Annotated in this window: 16 protein-coding genes, 6 tRNA genes and 1 pseudogene; 10 read left to right on the forward strand and 13 right to left on the reverse strand. The window is 48.2% G+C overall.

The window, feature by feature from the left end; genetic code table 11:
* Positions 1-284: 284 nt before the first annotated feature.
* Genes CWI81_RS05770 through CWI81_RS05780 form a run of 3 tightly spaced genes read left to right on the forward strand, consistent with a single transcriptional unit; the run spans position 285 to position 3519 of the window.
* A complete protein-coding gene (locus CWI81_RS05770; protein WP_126784319.1) occupies positions 285-1772 on the forward strand; it encodes a SulP family inorganic anion transporter in 1488 nt (495 codons plus the stop codon).
* A gap of 30 nt (positions 1773-1802) precedes the next feature.
* Entirely contained in the window at positions 1803-2654 is an 852-nt protein-coding gene (locus tag CWI81_RS05775; protein ID WP_126784320.1) for a universal stress protein, read from the forward strand.
* Between the two features lie 10 nt (positions 2655-2664).
* Positions 2665-3519, forward strand: a complete 855-nt coding sequence (locus CWI81_RS05780; RefSeq protein ID WP_276567837.1) for a patatin-like phospholipase family protein — start codon at positions 2665-2667, stop codon at positions 3517-3519.
* Here CWI81_RS05780 and CWI81_RS12910 read toward each other — a convergent pair.
* A pseudogene (locus tag CWI81_RS12910) lies at positions 3511-3576 on the reverse strand (hypothetical protein); the annotation flags it as partial. The gene CWI81_RS05780 and the pseudogene CWI81_RS12910 sit on opposite strands and share 9 nt — an antisense overlap.
* 73 nt (positions 3577-3649) lie before the next feature.
* On the opposite strand from CWI81_RS12910, the gene CWI81_RS05785 reads away from it, so the two are divergent.
* Together CWI81_RS05785 and CWI81_RS05790 are read left to right on the forward strand one after the other, a co-directional pair.
* The gene (locus CWI81_RS05785; protein ID WP_126784321.1) at positions 3650-5002 is read left to right on the forward strand and encodes a nicotinate phosphoribosyltransferase; all 1353 of its coding nucleotides are present in this window, start codon (positions 3650-3652) and stop codon (positions 5000-5002) included.
* Complete coding sequence (locus CWI81_RS05790) at positions 4999-5556, forward strand: isochorismatase family protein (RefSeq protein WP_126784322.1); 558 nt, start codon at positions 4999-5001, stop codon at positions 5554-5556. Before CWI81_RS05785 ends, CWI81_RS05790 begins: the two co-directional genes overlap by 4 nt.
* On the opposite strand, the gene CWI81_RS05795 is transcribed toward CWI81_RS05790, so the two are convergent.
* Positions 5549-6058 (reverse strand): macro domain-containing protein, encoded by a 510-nt coding sequence (locus CWI81_RS05795; RefSeq protein ID WP_126784323.1) that lies wholly within the window; start codon positions 6056-6058, stop codon positions 5549-5551. The genes CWI81_RS05790 and CWI81_RS05795 overlap by 8 nt on opposite strands.
* A 24-nt stretch (positions 6059-6082) precedes the next feature.
* On the reverse strand, positions 6083-6754 hold the full coding sequence (locus CWI81_RS05800; RefSeq protein WP_241970353.1) for a class I SAM-dependent methyltransferase: 672 nt from the start codon (positions 6752-6754) through the stop codon (positions 6083-6085).
* 45 nt (positions 6755-6799) lie between these two features.
* Between CWI81_RS05800 and CWI81_RS05805 the strand changes: the two genes are divergently transcribed.
* Together CWI81_RS05805 and CWI81_RS05810 are read left to right on the forward strand one after the other, a co-directional pair.
* Positions 6800-7780 (forward strand): threo-3-hydroxy-L-aspartate ammonia-lyase, encoded by a 981-nt coding sequence (locus CWI81_RS05805; protein ID WP_126784324.1) that lies wholly within the window; start codon positions 6800-6802, stop codon positions 7778-7780.
* Positions 7781-7785: 5 nt separating this feature from the next.
* Positions 7786-8913: a DSD1 family PLP-dependent enzyme gene (locus CWI81_RS05810; RefSeq protein WP_126784325.1), complete on the forward strand. Its 1128-nt coding sequence runs from the start codon at positions 7786-7788 to the stop codon at positions 8911-8913.
* Between the two features lie 8 nt (positions 8914-8921).
* On the opposite strand, the gene CWI81_RS05815 is transcribed toward CWI81_RS05810, so the two are convergent.
* The 3 genes from CWI81_RS05815 to CWI81_RS05825 are packed head-to-tail and all read right to left on the reverse strand — an operon-like array spanning position 8922 to position 13033.
* Complete coding sequence (locus CWI81_RS05815) at positions 8922-9812, reverse strand: TIGR01777 family oxidoreductase (RefSeq protein ID WP_126784326.1); 891 nt, start codon at positions 9810-9812, stop codon at positions 8922-8924.
* A 43-nt stretch (positions 9813-9855) separates the two neighbouring features.
* Positions 9856-12363 carry an ABC transporter permease gene (locus tag CWI81_RS05820; RefSeq protein ID WP_126784327.1) on the reverse strand — a complete coding sequence of 836 codons (2508 nt, stop codon included), beginning with the start codon at positions 12361-12363 and terminating at the stop codon, positions 9856-9858.
* Positions 12353-13033 (reverse strand): ABC transporter ATP-binding protein, encoded by a 681-nt coding sequence (locus CWI81_RS05825; RefSeq protein WP_126784328.1) that lies wholly within the window; start codon positions 13031-13033, stop codon positions 12353-12355. Before CWI81_RS05825 ends, CWI81_RS05820 begins: the two co-directional genes overlap by 11 nt.
* Here CWI81_RS05825 and CWI81_RS05830 point away from each other — a divergent pair, their 5' ends adjacent.
* Positions 13034-13666, forward strand: a complete 633-nt coding sequence (locus CWI81_RS05830; RefSeq protein ID WP_241970354.1) for an arylesterase — start codon at positions 13034-13036, stop codon at positions 13664-13666.
* Between the two features lie 458 nt (positions 13667-14124).
* Here the strand turns inward: CWI81_RS05830 and CWI81_RS05835 are convergent.
* The 6 genes from CWI81_RS05835 to gltX all read right to left on the reverse strand — a co-directional run bounded on the left by CWI81_RS05835 (position 14125) and on the right by gltX (position 16754).
* Positions 14125-14200: transfer RNA gene (locus tag CWI81_RS05835), tRNA-Glu, on the reverse strand.
* A gap of 30 nt (positions 14201-14230) precedes the next feature.
* Positions 14231-14306, reverse strand: a tRNA-Glu gene (locus tag CWI81_RS05840).
* Between the two features lie 33 nt (positions 14307-14339).
* A tRNA-Glu gene (locus CWI81_RS05845) sits at positions 14340-14415 on the reverse strand.
* 45 nt (positions 14416-14460) lie between these two features.
* A tRNA-Ala gene (locus CWI81_RS05850) sits at positions 14461-14536 on the reverse strand.
* 138 nt (positions 14537-14674) lie between these two features.
* Positions 14675-15328 (reverse strand): carbonate dehydratase, encoded by a 654-nt coding sequence (gene can, locus CWI81_RS05855; protein WP_126784329.1) that lies wholly within the window; start codon positions 15326-15328, stop codon positions 14675-14677.
* A gap of 16 nt (positions 15329-15344) precedes the next feature.
* Positions 15345-16754: a glutamate--tRNA ligase gene (gene gltX, locus CWI81_RS05860; protein WP_126784330.1), complete on the reverse strand. Its 1410-nt coding sequence runs from the start codon at positions 16752-16754 to the stop codon at positions 15345-15347.
* Between the two features lie 226 nt (positions 16755-16980).
* Between gltX and CWI81_RS05865 the strand changes: the two genes are divergently transcribed.
* Positions 16981-17056: transfer RNA gene (locus CWI81_RS05865), tRNA-Val, on the forward strand.
* Positions 17057-17092: 36 nt separating this feature from the next.
* A tRNA-Val gene (locus CWI81_RS05870) sits at positions 17093-17168 on the forward strand.
* Positions 17169-17173: 5 nt separating this feature from the next.
* Here CWI81_RS05870 and CWI81_RS05875 read toward each other — a convergent pair.
* Positions 17174-18043, reverse strand: a complete 870-nt coding sequence (locus tag CWI81_RS05875) for a LysR family transcriptional regulator (RefSeq protein ID WP_126784331.1) — start codon at positions 18041-18043, stop codon at positions 17174-17176.
* Positions 18044-18078: the final 35 nt, after the last annotated feature.

Consider the following 18078-nt stretch of genomic DNA (forward strand, 5'->3'; position numbering starts at 1 on the left):
GCTGTCATCTAACCGAAAAGTTTTACTTATGAGGTATATCAATGTATTATCCGCGCGAATTTCTATTTTAACCTATTTCCTGGATCTTATGAGCCCCCAAATTGCTAACAACAATTTGATTACGCCACCCTAGACGCTCCATCCCCTGGAGAGTTTTGGCGCATAGTTGTGGGCAATCGTCATGGTCCACTCACTGCATGCCTTCTATAATTCCAATACTTTTTTAACTGCCAACACGGCAGTTGAATTTTACTGAATCGTTAATTAACTGGACTTATTTCCCTATGATTAAGTATCTAAAAGAACACTGGTTCTTTAACCTAAAAGGCGATCTGCTATCAGGTATTGTGGTGGCACTAGCCCTAATTCCTGAAGCCATCGCCTTCTCAATTATCGCCGGCGTTGACCCTAAAGTAGGATTATACGCCTCATTTTGTATCGCTGTTGTTATTGCCTTCGTCGGTGGTCGTCCGGGTATGATCAGTGCCGCCACTGGTGCCATGGCATTGCTAATGGTGACACTGGTCAAAGAGCATGGCCTCGAATACTTGTTAGCGGCTACCCTACTTACTGGTGTGCTACAAATCGTCGCCGGTTATCTGCGTTTAGGCGAGCTGATGCGTTTCGTTTCCCGCTCTGTCGTTACCGGCTTTGTTAACGCTCTGGCCATTCTTATTTTTATGGCACAGCTACCGGAATTAACGGACGTTACCTGGCACGTCTACGCAATGACGGCAGCCGGCTTAGCTATTATTTATGGCTTTCCTTATGTTCCCTACATCGGTAAGGCAATTCCGTCACCGTTGGTTTGTATTATTACATTAACCGTCATTGCTGTCGCATTAGGTCTGGATATTCGCACCGTCGGCGATATGGGTCAGTTACCAGACACCTTACCGGTATTTTTATGGCCTGATGTGCCATTAAACCTGGAGACATTGTGGATCATTTTGCCTTACGCGATTGGCCTGACAGTAGTTGGTTTATTGGAGTCTATGATGACTGCCACTATTGTTGATGACTTAACGGACACCAGTAGTGACCGCAACAAAGAATGCCGTGGCCAGGGTATTGCTAACATTGGTTCCGGTTTGCTGGGTGGTATGGCAGGTTGCGCCATGATTGGACAGTCAATTATTAATGTAAAATCAGGCGGGCGTGGGCGTTTATCAACTCTAACTGCGGGCGTATTCTTGCTGATTATGATTTTGGTATTAGATGAATGGCTGAAAGTCATTCCAATGGCCGCATTAGTTGCTGTCATGATTATGGTATCAATTGGTACCTTTAGCTGGGGCTCAATCCGCGACCTGAAAAAGCATCCGCTTTCGACCAATATCGTGATGGTCGCTACCGTGGTTGTAGTAGTCGCAACCCATAACCTGGCGATTGGTGTTGCGGTTGGTGTGCTATTGGCCGCCTTGTTCTTTGCCAACAAGGTTGGACATTATATGCATGTACGCTCGTCAATTGATAATGAAGGAACAACCCGTCGTTATCAGGTCATTGGTCAGGTGTTCTTCAGCTCCTCGGAAAAGTTCATTGCTTCCTTTGACTTGAAAGAAGCGGTTGATAAGGTAGTCATTGACCTTACCCATGCGCACTTCTGGGACATTACCGCGGTCAACGCGCTGGACAGAATTGTGGTTAAATTCCGTCGTGAAGGTGCCGAAGTTGAAGTGATTGGATTGAACGAAGCCAGTGCCACTATCGTTGACCGGTTTGGTGTCCATGACAAAGCCAATGCCGAAGATATCTTAGGCGGACACTAATGTGGGCAACCACAATAAAGGAGAATAACCATGAGTAATGTCATTGCTTGTATTGATGGCTCTAGCGCCGCAAACGGTGTGGTTGAATCCGCTGCCTGGGCGGCCTCACAAATGTCCGCCCCACTCACCTTGCTGCACGTGATCGAAGAAGGTCACGCAGCAGCTCGTCAGGATATGACCGGTAATATCGGCCTTGGTAGCCGTGAGAAACTATTGGATGAGTTGGCCGAACTGGATGCCCGGAAGAGTAAACTTCTGCTAGAACACGGCCACCAGCTGCTGGAGCAGGCGAAACAAAAAGCCTTGCAACAAGACAATGTCACCGATGTCTCTATGCGTCAACGCCACGGCGAGTTAGTCGAGTCCCTGCTAAAGCTTGAACCTGAGACACGGTTGTTGGTGCTGGGGCTGCACGGCGAGGATCACAGTGATGGCTCTCACATTGGTAGCCAGCTAGAAACGGTTCTACGCCGTGTGCATAAGCCGATTATGTTGTGCCCGGATCAGTTTAAAGCACCGCAATCGGCTATGTTGGCTTATGATGCCAGTAACAGCACTAAAAAAAGTGTCGAGTTGTTGGCTAACAGTCCGCTATTTTCCAGAATGCCAGTGCATGTCGTCATGGTAGGAGCGGATTCTGAAACCAATCAGGCAGAACTGGACTGGGCGCGTAAAACACTGGAACAAGGCGGCCATGATGTTGAAACAGCCATTGTTGCTGGTGATGTCGAACCCGCATTGCATCAGTATCAAGATCAACACGATATTGGTGTAATGATCATGGGAGCTTACGGGCATTCGAAGATTCGTCAATTTTTGGTTGGCAGTACCACCACCAACATGCTCGAAGCCAGCAAAACGCCACTATTGATTTTACGTTAGGAGTTAGTCAGTGCCTAAAAGAGCCCTGGTCCTTGAAGGTGGCGCCATGCGCGGTATTTTTACCGCGGGCGTACTGGATGGTTTTTTAGAGCAGCAGTACAATCCATTTGATTTTGTTATTGGTGTTTCTGCAGGTTCAACCAATGGCATTGGCTACCTATGCGGACAACTAGGGCGTAGTCATAAAATCATCACTGAGTTTGCTACCAGTGCGGACTTTATTGATATGGTGCGTTGGCTGCGCGGTGGCCATTTTTGTGACGTAGACTGGTTATGGCGTCAGTCATTCGATGATATCTGGTTAGATGTAGAGCACTACCAACAGCTCGGTATCCCATTGTACGTGGTTACCACCAGTGTCACGACTGGCAAGCCATGCTACCTCAAAGTCACACCGGACAATATGCATCAACTGTTCCCGGCTTCGTGCGCAATCCCGTTGGCTTATCGCGATTTTCCAAAAGTTAACGGCGAGCCCATGACCGATGGCGGTGTTGGCGACTCGATTCCCGTTATCAAAGCCTACCAACAAGGTGCGCGGGATATTACCGTAGTACTCTCCCGGGCCTTAGGTTATAAAAAGAAAGTTAGTAAAAATAGTGTGTTAGTACGACAGCTATTTAAAGAGTTGCCCGAGTTACAAGACGCTATTATTGGCCGTAACGAAAATTACAATCAGGCGCTGGAGTTTATTAATAACCCACCCGCTGACTGCCAAATACATGTCATAGCGCCTCCCGATGACTTTAAAGTGGGTCGTTTTACCCGCGACCGCGAGCGCCTAGAGGCAGGGTATCAACAGGGATTATCCATCGGTCGCCTCACTGCAATCAATGCAGCGGGTCTGGGTGGGATCGAACTGTAAACGTTTTAACGCTATTGGTTGTCCTGAAACTATTGGTCTGTTCTCCAATAAAATCACTATAAATGTTTAGACTACAAAATTGTTATACGTTTTCTAGACTATAAGTTAGACACGGTAAAAGGGGAACAGCATGACTGGAACGGAGCAGGACGATCTAGGATTATTTACCGACTTATATCAGCTCACTATGCTTGATGCATATCTTAACGAAGATATGCATGAAGAAGCTGTGTTTACCTTGTTTGTCCGACGATTGCCTGACAACCGTAAGTTTTTGCTCGCGGCTGGACTCGATCCATTGTTAGAGTTATTAGAAAATTTAAGTTTCAGTGAAAAGCAGTTTGATTACCTTGCTGACCAGGGCTTTTCTGATCAGTTGATCAACTACCTCCGGGAGTTTGAATTTAGCGGTCAGGTTCGCGCCCTCCCTGAGGGGACGGTTTTTTTCGAAAACGAGCCCATGGTTGAAGTTAGAGCACCGTTACCACAAGCGCAGTTGATCGAAACGCTGGTGATGAACCAACTGCATCTACAAACCCTACTAGCCTCGAAGGCTGCTCGTATCGCGCTTGCTGCCGGCGACAAACCCATTTTAGATTTTGGCGCACGCCGGGTGCATGGTATCGATGCTGGGGTTAAAGGCAGCCGCGCCATGCTCCTCGGTGGCATTAGGGCCACGTCCAATATGCTGGCCGGCCATCACTATTCCTTACCGGTTGCCGGGACCATGGCACATAGCTACATTCAGGCTCACGACTCAGAATTTGATGCCTTTAAGCGATTTACTGAGCGTTTTCCGGACACCATTCTACTGGTTGATACTATCGATACCATAGAGGGCGTTAAGAAAGTAATTAAACTGGCTAAGCAGCTGGGCGATGAGTTTAAAGTAAAAGGTATACGGTTGGATTCGGGCGATCTTGGTGAGCTTGCCAAGCAATCGCGAAAGCTATTGGATGACAACGGCCTGGAGCATCTGGATATTGTCGCCAGCGGCGGTCTGGACGAATACAAGATTAGTGAGCTTGAAAATAATAAAGCGCCCATAGACAGCTTCGGAGTAGGCACCGGAATGGGCGTTTCAGATGATGCACCGGCACTGGATATCGCCTATAAATTGGTTGAGTATGCTGGCAAAGGTCGCTTAAAACTATCCAGTGGCAAACCTGTGTTACCGGGCGAGAAACAAGTTTTCCGCGAAACTAAAGACGGCCAATTCAGTCAGGATACCATTGCCCGTTACGACGAGCAGTTACCCGGCCATCCATTGCTACAAAAAGTGATGACCAAAGGTAAGCGTCTGCCCTCTCATCAACGCGACTTTGAAAAAATCTGCGAACATGCCCAACAGCAATTGCAGCAACTGCCACCGTCAATCCGAACCATTGAAAAAAGCGACTCTTACCAAGTCCATATTAGCGACAGACTCTCTGACTACCAGCAACAAGTCACGGAGCAAGTTAAAAAAGGAGGAACATCATGAATCTTACATTTGAACAAGGTGATGCTCTTATTGTTGTCGACGTACAGAATGACTTCTGCCCCGGGGGAAAATTAGCGCTAGATGAGGGGGACGAAGTGGTTCCTGTTATTAATGCAATGATGGCACAAGCCCGGCAAGCGGATATTCCTATCTTTGCTTCTCGTGACTGGCACCCACGCCACCACGTGAGCTTTGATGAACGAGGAGGCCCCTGGCCAGAACATTGTGTACAAGATACAGAAGGTGCAGAATTTCATCCTGAGTTAAGTTTGCCCAGTGAAACCCGGCTCATTTCAAAAGGCGCTCGTTTTGACGTGGATCAGTACTCCGCCTTCGATAAAACGGGGCTCACTTCAGAGCTGGTGCATTTAGACATAAGACGAGTCTGGGTGGTTGGTCTGGCGCTGGAGGTGTGCGTAAAAGCCACTGCTCTGGACGCAGCTAATAACAATTACGAAACGATACTGGTTAAAGACGGCACCCGCTTTATCGATAAAGCCGATGCCGAAAAAGCCTACTCCGAGCTGGAAGCAGCTGGCGTTACATTTAACTAAATTGCTCTAGCGCATGTTGGTAACGCTGATAATCTTTGTCACTAAACAAGACAAAACGAATTGTCTTCAGGTGACTCAGCGTACTAACGTGCCCGGCTAAAGTATCAAGCGCAATTTTAGTCGCTTGCTCAAACGGGAAGCCAAAAGCGCCGGTTGAAATAGCCGGAAAAGCAATCGACTTTATTTTATATTTTTCAGTTAACTCCAGAGCATTTCGGTAGCAGTCTGCTAATAGCTCATCGCTGGGCTCATCTTTACCATAGACAGGTCCCAGGCAATGGATGACGTAGTCGTTCGGCAAATTAAAGGCTTCCGTGATGACCGCTTGCCCCGGTTCGATCGGTGCTAATGGCCTGGTTGCTTCAGTTAGCTCGGGGCCGGCTGCACGATGGATAGCCCCGGCAACACCGCCACCGGTTTGTAACTCGGCATTGGCGGCATTGACTACCGCATCAATATTATTTTGTTGACTGATATCGCCCTGTATACATTCGTAATTCATGGCTCCTCCCATTCAACCAGACATTTAAGACATTTGCTTTTTAAACAAGACAACCCGATCAGACAGTTTTTCGAACTGTAAATTAAATTGCTTAGCAATCCATTCCATCGTTGTCGATGTATAAAAGCTGATATGCGTGGGGTCGCCAATGTAACTCCAGCGACAAAAATCCTCTTCTGTCGTTTTGCTAAACAGTCCCGTCATAATACCAAGCCATCCTCCAGGTTGTAACAGACTAACCAACTCCGGCCAGCTCTGTGATGGCTGTCTAAAGTGCTCAACCACCTCAGTGCAGGTCACGAAATCATACTTGCGCTGCAATGCCTGTTTATCATTAGCATAGTAAATATCGTACAACGACACTGCCATACCCTGCTGCTCTAACATTAAACTTAAAGTTGGCCCGGGACCACAGCCGTAGTCCAGCCCCTCCATTCCTGGCTTAAGCCGGGCTACTAAGGGTTCACTTAATTGCGCTAAAAATTTCCGGTAACCTTGGTCATCAGGACCATTTTCGTGAAAGTCGTACAACTTTTTTTCTTCCGCTGCACTCAGCTGACTCTCCGGGTCAGCAATGATCAGATCGCAATTACCACAGCGGTAATATCGACGTCTGCGATCGCTACAAAAAAATTGCGATTCAGAGGCGCACAATGTGCATTTAATAGCCTTTGACACTAAATATTCCTTTGCCATTCACGTTATACTGTCTCCTTTATATCACCAACCAATGGATGCGTCATGACCCTGTGTTTGCCTACTTATAAAGATGTCGAAGCCGCTGCTCATCGAATCAAACCCTACGTTCATAAAACCCCCGTGCTTACCTCGCAGACGGTCAATGAATCCTTTGGTGGGGAAGTTTTCTTTAAGGCTGAAAATTTGCAACGCATGGGCGCATTTAAGTTTCGCGGTGCCATGAACTCGTTACTGCAATTTAGCGAGCCACAAAAAGCGGCAGGCGTTATCGCTTTTTCTTCCGGCAATCATGCACAGGCAATCGCACTGGCAGCCCAAATACTCGGTATCAAAGCCACTATTATTATGCCTGAGGATGCCCCCAGAGCAAAAGTAGAGGCAACTCAAGGCTACGGCGCCACCGTGGTAAGCTACGACCGCTACAGTGAAGATCGCGAAAAAATTGGACGTGATCTTGCGGAACAATATGGCTATACATTAATTCCACCCTACGATCATCCCCATGTATTGGCCGGACAAGGTACTGCAGCCAAAGAGTTATTTGAAGAAGTCAGCGAGCTTGATGCGCTATTTGTCTGTTTAGGGGGTGGCGGTCTACTGTCTGGTTGCGCCCTCGCCGCCCGACATTACTCACCAGCCTGCAAAATTTATGGAGTTGAGCCTGAAGCGGGTAATGACGGTCAACAATCACTCCGGCAAGGCAAGATCGTTCGTATTGAGACCCCTAAAACTATCGCTGACGGGGCACAAACCCAATTTCTCGGCCAGTATACATTTCCTATAATCCGCGATAACGTCGATGACGTTTTGACTGTAGCTGATAATCAGCTAATCGATGCTATGCACTTTTTTGCCGAACGGATGAAAACCGTGGTCGAACCAACAGGCTGCCTTGGATTTGCTGCTGCGCGCCAGCTAATTCCTGAACTGCATGGCAAACGTGTTGGCATCATCATTAGTGGTGGTAATGTGGATATCCAACGCTACGCCCGGTTATTGTTACAGATTAACGATCAAGGCTAACAACGATGACGATAAACCCAACTTGGTTAACAGAACTTGATACGCCTTATTTGCTGATTGATGAGACACGATTGAAGCAAAACATAGGCTACCTTAAGCAACGTGTGGAAGCCCGTGGGAGTCGGTTGCGGCCTCACCTTAAAACGCTGCGCACGCTGGCTGCGGCAGACTACTTACTGGATAGTAAAACCTCTCCTGCCACAGTTTCGACTTTAGCTGAAGCAGAAGCCTATGCAGAAGCCGGTTATACTGACCTGCTTTACGCAGTAGGCATTGCTCCATCAAAACTAAGCCGTGTTGCAAAGCTTCGCCAGCAAGGGATTAATTTGCATATTCTGCTGGATAACCTGGAACAAGCTAACGCAGTTATAAGCTATGCGGACAAGCAACAGCAGACTTTTTCGGTATTTATCGAGATAGATAGTGACGGTCATCGCGGCGGCATTGAGCCAGCTGACCCACGGTTAATAGACATCGCTCGTAAATTAGGCGTTCACTTTAACGGCTTAATGACTCACGCCGGAGGCTCATATGGCTGCACAACAGACCTGGCACTACGTGAATTTGCGGCAACAGAATGTAACGCCGTGTTGAAAGCCAAGCAGCAACTTAACAAAGCGGGTATTAAGTGCCCTAAAACCAGTGTTGGTTCTACCCCTACCGCTCACTTTGGTGAAGATTTTAACGGTATTAGCGAGGTTAGAGCCGGCGTTTACACCACCTTTGACCTGGTCATGAAAAATATTGGTGTCTGCGACTTTAAAGACATTGCCATGTCAGTGGTAACCACTGTCATTGGTTATAATCAGGAAAAGAATTGGGTGTTAGTCGATAGTGGCTGGATGGCTCTATCCCGGGATCGCGGCACAGCCAACCAACAACAAGATTTTGGCTACGGCCAGGTTTGCACAATAGCCGGCGAGCCCTTGACAGATATTTACGTCAGCAGCACATCACAAGAGCACGGCATTATTGAATTACCCGGCCACGCCGAGTTAAAGGACTTTCCAGTAGGTCTTAAATTACGGATTTTCCCCAACCATGCCTGTGCCACTGCTGCTATGCACCAAGGATACCATGTGCTGATGAGTGACGGCTCACACAACACATGGGAGCGAATTCAAGGTTGGTAACTATTACCTTAAGTCACATCCGATAGTGCTTCACGCACTGTCGGGTAGTTAAATTCAAAACCATGCTGACGAAGTTTATCAGGCACCACCGCTTGCCCTTCTAACAGCATACTGGACATTTCTCCCATCGCCAGCTTCAGTACGAACGCCGGCACCTTGAAAATATGCGGTCGGTTGAGTACCGAAGCTAAAGTGCGACTAAACGCTTTATTAGCTACAGGACCAGGAGCGGTCATATTAACCGGCCCGGCTAAATCAGGCTGCTCAAGCACATAATCAATGCCCCGGATCATATCTTCGATGTGTATCCACGACATCATTTGTTCGCCCGATCCCATGGGTCCGCCGAGGCCAATCTTATAGGGTAAAACCATTTTAGCCAGAGCACCCTGCCCTTCCGCTAAGACTACTCCGGTACGCAATAGCACAACTCGGGTATTTGCTTCGGCGTCTAAGGCGCGGTGCTCCCATTGCCGACACAGGTCAACCGCAAAATCGACGGTTTTTGCATTGCCCTCTTCGTTAACCGGCTCGCTGTCCCGGGGACCATAAACACCAATTGCCGAACCACTGACGAACACCTTGGGGGGCTTTTCAGTCGAATTAATTTTGCTGGCGAGTTTTTCGGTTACTTGCCAACGACTATTCTGCAATTCCTGTTTGCGCTGAGCTGTCCATCGCTTGTCGGCAATACCAGCACCCTGCAGGTTAATAACGGCATCAAACTGACCAATGTCACCGATATCGTCCACCGAACCAATAACAGTGACATCCTCGCCGAGTTTTGCCTGCGCCATTTTCGGCGTGCGGGAGGTGACCGTAAACTCATATTTATCGCGATATTTAGCGATAAAGTGTGAGCCAATAAGACCGGTCCCACCTGTCATCAAAATTTTCATAGTCACCTCCTGTCGATTATCCAACCTGCACTTTTAAGACTGATTAAGCTAACTTCCGGATTAACTGAGCGGTGTTGCGCCTAATAAGTCGAGAGCACGATAAACGCCCTAAAATACCAACAACTATAGCACCTGAGAGAGGTCCTACTAACCACAGTCGCCAGTGCCAGGTCGCATCCATATTAAAGGCCTGAGTTTGTAAAATCAGCAACGCGATATCCATTGCGATGGTCGCAATAAATCCGCTAATGGCCCCCAGCACCAAAAACTCATAGGTAATACTACGACTCAATAGTTTACCGGGAGCTCCTAAGGTTCTCAGAATAACCAGCTCTTTTTGGCGCTCTTCCATACTCGCCTGAACTTGCGCAATCAGCACCAGGGAACCAGCGATAATAACAAGCACCAACACGAACAATATAGCCAGGCTCACCTGCGAGATAACCTCTCGAATTTGATCCATAATCGCGTCCAAGTCAATCAACGAGACTTCTGGAAAATCGCTAAACAACTGATACAACTCGTCTTTGCGATCAGTATCCAGGTGAAAGCTAGTAATATAGGTTGCCGGAAAGTCCGATAGGGTACTCGGATTGAAGACCATATAAAAATTAGGCTGTAATGAACTCCAGTCAGCCTCGCGCAAACTGGTCACAGGAGCGGTAAACTCTTCTCCACCGATATTAAAGGTGAGCTCATCACCAACCTGAATATCTAGTCGTTCCGCAGCATTAAGTTCCACTGAAACCTGAGGTTTCGCGTCTTCGCCCCACCAGCTGCCTTCCACAATTTCATTGTTGGGAGGAACCGTATCACGCCAGGTCATCGACAGTTCGCGGCCGAAACCTTCGCGCCCTTCTTGCTGCTCTTCATCATCCCGATCTTCTTTTGTCACCTCAGCTAACAGCTTTTCGCCATTATGGTAGGTCACCCGCCCGGGAACAATCGGGTACTGATCGGTGGAACGAATATCTTCACCCTCAAACATCGATTTAAGGTCAGAGACTTTTTCCTCTGAAATATTAAGAGCGAAGTAATTAGGTGCGTCGTCCGGAAGCTGTCGTTGCCAATCAGCCAACAAATCATTACGCAACACAATGACCAACAGCAACAACATGATAGCCGTTGAGAACGATAGCATCTGCACACTGTTAGCCGCGGCACGCCTTTGCAACCCGGCCATTGCTAGCCGCCACGCACTACCTGCCTGCATGCCCGCTTTGCGGCTAGCGCCAATCAATAACCGGCCAATACCCAATAATAGAATGGCGGCGAAGGCCCCGCCGGCAAATAATGCAGTGGACAACCACCACTGCTGCGAATATAAAACCAGCAAGGCATAAATGGTTCCGCCGCTCAGCACCCACTGTAACCAGCGAATCGCCTGTGCACCCACCAGCTGCCGGTGCAGCACTCGTAACGGCGGAATCGAAACTAGCCTAAATAATGGGTACAGAGTAAACATGACCGCACTAATAATACCTGTTGCAGCCGCTAATACATAAGGCTTCCAGGTAGCCCCTGGTAAGGTCGCATCTAGCTGTTGAGCAACCCAATCAATAACAAATAACTGAATCAGCCAGCCCAAGACCATGCCTATCGCAACACTTATTGCGGTTAAAAAGAGTAAGTGCAGGATGAAAATTCGGCGAATCTGCTGTCGGCTTGCACCCAGCGTTTTAAAAATGGCAACGACATCATAATTGCGTTGACAGTACCTTTGTGCCGCGACCGCTACTGCTGTTGCTGCCAACACCACACCGAGCAAGCTGGCTAGCATCATAAAGCGCTCAGCGCGGTTCAATGAGCGAGCCAGAGGGCTATCGCCGTCTTCGATACTGCGCCAGCTGTGAGTATCATCATTCAATCGTGGTAAAAGCCATTCCTCATAGCGATTCAGGTCATCCTGACTGCCTGCCATGAGCACGTTATAGCGCACCCGACTGCCCGGTTGAATCAGGCCTGTCTCATCGAGTTGCGAATAAGGAATAATGACATTGGGGCTATCGGTAAAGACTGAGAACCCGACATCTGGTTCATACGTCACTACTTTAGTGACTTTAAATTCGCTATTACCAACCTCTATGCTATCACCTAAATCGATCTGCAAAGCCTGAAAAAGCGATGAGGCAACCCAAGCCTCACCGGCTGCCGGCAGCCCCTCAGCAACTTCGCCTTCGACAAAAGGAGTATCAGCAACTTTTAGCTCACCACGTAATGGGTAGCCATCGGATACCGCCTTAACATCGATAAGCTGCAACTTATCATTAGCAAATGCCATCGAGTTGAAAACAACCCGCCAGGCCGTCTTTAAATTTTCCTGTTCTGCTCGTTCTAGCCAGTCTGTCGGAATGTCCCGCCGCGAACTTAATACTCTGTCGGCCGCCAAAAACTCACTACTGCGTTCCAGCAAGCCGGATTGCAAGCGTTCACTGAACAGCGATAACGACAGTACCGCTGTTACCGACAGAATTATGGCTAACGCCATAATCGTTAGTTCGCCTCGTTTCAGCTCCTGCTTTAACAACCGAAACGAAATTTTATGCCACATCTTGTGTTGCCTCCTCTAGCTTACCTGCATCCATGCGCAACACGCGTTGGCAACGTTCCGCCAGCTGATTATCATGCGTCACCATAATCAGTGTCGTACCATAATCTTTGTTCAAATCGAACAGCAGCTGTTCAACCTTACCGCCTGTTTTTGAGTCAAGATTTCCGGTCGGCTCATCGGCAAATAAGATTTTTGGCTGTCCCACAAACGCACGAGCAATCGCTACGCGTTGCTGCTCGCCGCCCGATAACTGATTCGGGTAGTGGTGCCAGCGATCGTCCAAACCTACTTTGGCAAGCAGTTCCCGAGCTTCTTTTTCGGCGCCTTTGTGACCCGCCAACTCGGCCGGTAACATGACGTTCTCCAAAGCTGTTAAACTGGGCACTAACAAAAATTGTTGGAAGATGAAGCCAATTTTGTCAGCGCGAACTTTTGCACGCTGCTCTTCATCCAAATCACTCAGTTTTTCGTTATCTATAAGAACTTCACCCTTGGTTGCAAGGTCTAATCCGGCAAGCAAGGACAGCAACGTTGATTTACCGGAGCCTGACGCGCCGACAACGGCAACTGTCTCTCCTGCATTGATCGCAACCTCTACCGGTTGCAGAATCTGTAATGGGCCTTCCGAGGTATCGACGATTTTTTCCAGTTTTTGGGCTTGAATGAGCATATGATGAAAAACTTCCTTTTGAAATTAAGTCTTATTGTCGTTTTGTTGTTATCTATACGTACAGTTTCGGCAAATGTTTCACTTGTTGTATTAGGAGATAGTTTAAGCGCAGGTTATGGGCTTTCCAGTGAACAAACCTGGGTAGCTGAACTGGATAATCGCTGGCAAAAAACACACCCTAATTTTAATATTATTAACGCCAGTATCAGTGGCGAGACCACCACTGGTGGTTTACGCCGGCTGGAAGGAATACTCCAGCGGCATCAACCGGATGCGTTATTCATCGAGCTGGGTGGCAATGACGGTTTACGTGGCTTCAACCTCAACACAGTCCGTTCCAACCTAAAACAAATTATCGATAAAGCTCGTGCTGAAAACGTTGAAGTGGCATTAAGCCAGGTAATGGTGCCTCCAAACTATGGCCAGCGTTTTGCCCAACAGTTCACCGATTTGTATAAAGAAGTCGCGGAACAAGAAGACGTACGTTTAATTCCATTTTTCATGGAGCCATTAATTGAGGAAAGTTCTGACTACGTCCAGGACGACGGCATCCACCCCACCGCCGAAGCACAACCCAAAATCGCCGACTTCCTCGAACCCTACCTACTCGACCTAATGCAAAAAGCCAAGTAACTCGCGTCCCCGACGCGAGCTTTGGGTTCCGTTCCGGGGAAGGCTTATAGGCCCTCTTGGAATACGACCGATTCCGTAGAGGGGGACGCCACAAGCACATCCGTGTGGGCTTGAGTCAGGCCATCCATGGCCTTCGACACCCCCTCTACGGAACCAGTCATATTCCAAACGCATATCAGCCCTCCCCGGAATTAACGGGGTCGCGTTGGAGCAATGGCGCCAAGTGCTTGAACAGCCCCTTTTTCGAAAGTGTGTGGCGCCAAGGATGGCGCCACCCAAGCCCCCCAGGGATGGGTTTACGGGCGTCTTTCGAAAGAGGGGTGTCAAGCACCAGCCATTGCTCTAACGCGTCCCCCTCAGGGCAGTGGGTCGTATTACAAATAAGCGGGGTAGGCTGTTGCCGGCGAATGGACAAAATGCGGGCATAAAAAAACCGCCGGATGGCGGTTAGTGCAGTATGGCGTCCCCTAGGGGATTCGAACCCCTGTTACTGCCGTGAAAGGGCAGTGTCCTAGGCCTCTAGACGAAGGGGACCCGGACTGAATTGGTTGATGCGATACGAAGTGGCGTCCCCTAGGGGATTCGAACCCCTGTTACTGCCGTGAAAGGGCAGTGTCCTAGGCCTCTAGACGAAGGGGACGCAATATCGTGTTGCATCGTGTAATTAGTAAGTTGGCGTCCCCTAGGGGATTCGAACCCCTGTTACTGCCGTGAAAGGGCAGTGTCCTAGGCCTCTAGACGAAGGGGACGCAATTACTTATTACAAACTATCAGAAAGGTAACCAAAGCTTGTTTGGTGGAGCTAAGCGGGATCGAACCGCTGACCTCTTGCATGCCATGCAAGCGCTCTCCCAGCTGAGCTATAGCCCCTCTACCTTGGCAGTAAAACTGCCCTGACAGCGGGGCGCATTCTATTGTGAGCAGCGTTAATGTGTCAACTGTTTTTTGAAAAAAATCATCTGTTTGATGAAAAATATGGCAATCTGCACAATTAACGCTCAACCGGCACTAACGAACGCCTTTTGGCAGGTTTTGGTGGTATACGTGATACACCTTCTCCAACCCTTCGCGACTAGACACCGATACATTCATATCGTTAACCAAACCGTTATCCAGACGATAAACCCAGCCATGAATCTGCAATGGCTGCTCTCGATCCCAGGCTTCCTGCACAACGTTTGTTTTGGCTAGGTTTTTCACTTGCTCAATAACATTCAATTCGCACAGGCGATCGACTTGTTCACTATCCGCTAACTGCTCGAGCTCGACAGCGTGTTCGCGATAAACGTCCCGAATCGGATACAACCAGTGATCAACCAAGCCATGCGGTTTTGATTCAATCGCAGCTTTTACCCCACCGCAGCCATAATGCCCAACAACCAGCACATGTTTTACTTTAAGCGCTTCGATAGCAAACTGAATAACGGACAAACAATTAAAATCAGTTTGTATCACCTGATTTGCAACGTTTCGATGTACAAACAGTTCTCCCGGGTCCATCCCAACTATCTGGTTGGCTGGCACCCGGCTATCAGAACAACCAATCCACAAATATTCCGGCGACTGCTGCCCGACCAATCGTTTAAAAAACTCTGGATCTCGCTCAACTTGTTGCTTCGCCCATTCACGGTTGTTTTCGATTAAATGTTTTATGTCTGGCATAAGGCCTCGTTGTCCATCAGCTATTCGCTTCACGCTCGGCTATAAATTCTAGCGCAAGGTCAATACGCTGCAATACACTCTGTTGAGGTATTAATTCCAGGGTAACATCTAGCGATGGAGAGTTACCTCCTCCGGTTGCAGCTACCCGCAACGGCATACCTACTTTGCCCATACCAACTTCTAGCACTTCTGCTGTCTGATTAATCGCGGCTTGGATATTAGCAGCATTCCAGTCGGTTATTGCTCCGAGCAGTTGCTTAGCTTTTTGCAGGGGTTCTTTGGCCACAGGCCGTAAATGCTTTTTCGCCGCTTTTTCGTCAAATTCAGTAACCGGTTCGAAAAAGTAACGGCTAATGTCAGCCATTTCTTTTAAGGTTTTTACCCGATCCGCCTGCAAGCCAACAATTTTTTCTAAACTTGGACCTGAGCTGGTATCAACATCTACCTGATCAAACTGCCATTGCAGTTGTGGTGCAACTTGCTCGACCGGTAATGTTTTCATGTAATGTTGATTCAGCCAATTTAACTTATCGGTATTAAAAGCAGATGCAGCCTTATTAACATCATCCAGTTTAAAGTATTCAATCAGCTCGTCGACGCTAAAGATTTCCTGATCACCGTGCGACCAACCCAGCCGCGCTAAATAATTAATCACCGCTTCGGGAACATAACCATCATCACGATATTGCATAACACTTACAGCACCATGACGCTTCGACAGTTTTTTCCCATCATCGCCTAAGATCATCGATACATGAGCATAGTCAGGTACCGGAGCTCCCAATGCTTTTAAGATGTTAATCTGACGCGGGGTGTTATTGATATGATCTTCGCCACGTACGACGTGGGTGATATTCATATCCCAGTCATCTACCACCACGCAAAAGTTATAGGTTGGGGTACCGTCAGTACGGGCAATAATCAGGTCATCAAGTTCCTGGTTGGAAAACTCAATACGACCACGAATATGGTCATCAAATACCACACTGCCCTGTTGCGGATTGCGAAAACGCACGACGTATTTATCACCACCGACGTCAGGATTATCACGACAGTGGCCGTCGTAACGAGGTTTTTCGCCGGCAGCCATCTGTTCTTCACGCATTGCTTCTAAACGTTCTGCAGAGCAATAACACTTATAAGCTTTATCTTCTTCCAGTAGCTTATCAATCAACTGCTGATAGCGGTCAAACCGCTGAGTCTGGTAAAAAGGTCCCTGATCCCAGTTCAAACCCAACCAGTTCATCCCTTCCAAAATCGCATCGATTGCAGGCTGAGTTGAGCGTTCACGGTCGGTGTCTTCAATTCGCAGAACAAACTCTCCACCCTGCGCCTTGGCAACTAACCAAGAATATAATGCCGTACGGGCACCACCAACGTGTAAATACCCTGTTGGACTGGGCGCGAAACGCGTAACCACACTCATGCTGTTATCCTTTCATTCGTTCGATGTAAAACCTAATTGTATGAGTAGCGAGTTTATCAAGACTAAGCCTGTTGCGCATCAGCAATGCTATGAAATAGGACGAAAGAAAAGCAAAAACGATTAAATTGTCAGCAAACGAACCAATCTTTTAAATTTTTATTTGACAGTTTCTATCTGCGCCCTATAATGCCACCTCGCAACGACGCAGAAGTGTCACAGTGAAGATGGTTGCTTAGCTCAGTTGGGAGAGCATCGCCCTTACAAGGCGAGGGTCACTGGTTCGAGCCCAGTAGCAACCACCACTTCTTCTTTCCCCTTCGTTGTCGACCCTTTAGAGTGGTTGCTTAGCTCAGTTGGGAGAGCATCGCCCTTACAAGGCGAGGGTCACTGGTTCGAGCCCAGTAGCAACCACCATTTTTTTATTTCAGCGCATCAATTAAAAAGTCCAGTAAAACCCGAACCCGGGGAATTTGCTGCCGACTCTCAGGATACAACGCCCAAATACCATCATCCGGCTGTCGATAGGCTGCCAATACTTCTTGTAAAACTCCTTGCTGCAGATCCTGCTGCACATAGTAATCAGGCAACATCGCTAAACCTAGCCCCTTTACTGCTGCGTCTCGTAAAGTCAGTCCGTTATTACAATGCAAATAGCTTTGCGGCACAATTGACTGTGGTTTTCCCTCAACCTGAAAGCGCCAGTGTTTGACGGTGCCGGTAAAACAACGATGTTGCTCCAGCTGTTCGATAGACTGAGGAACGCCAAAAGTCGAAAAGTAAGCGGCAGAACCAACCACATAATGGCGTCTGGTACTCAATCGGCGTGCTCTCAAGCGCGGGTTACCTAAATGCCCGAGCCGAATTGCAAGATCATAGCTGCCTTCTACCAAATCCAGGGTGTCATTGGTTAGGTTCAGCTCCAGCCGGCAATCCGGGTATTGTTGTAAAAAATCATTTAATAACGGTGCCGCTACTTGCTCCCCGTAATACACTGGGGCAGTCACCCGAATTAATCCCTGCGGCTGCTCGTTACGCTGCTGAATTAATTGGTTGGCCTCCCGCAACGAAGCCACTAAATGCTGGCAATGTGGCAGGTAGAGTTTGCCCTCCTCGGTTAATCGAGTGCTGCGGGTGGAACGATACAACAACTGCATTTGCAGCCGCTGCTCTAACGCCGCAATATTTCTGCTCACCTGCGCGATTGATAAATTAAGTCGCCGCGCAGCAGCAGTAAAGCTTTGTGTTTCGGCGGTTGCGACAAACTCACTAATACCTTGCCAATCTTTCATTATAATTTCATTTATGCAAAAGTTATTTGTATAAA

It is taken from the genome of Idiomarina seosinensis (assembly GCF_003987275.1).
In the GTDB taxonomy this organism is placed as follows: Bacteria; Pseudomonadota; Gammaproteobacteria; order Enterobacterales; family Alteromonadaceae; genus Idiomarina; species Idiomarina seosinensis.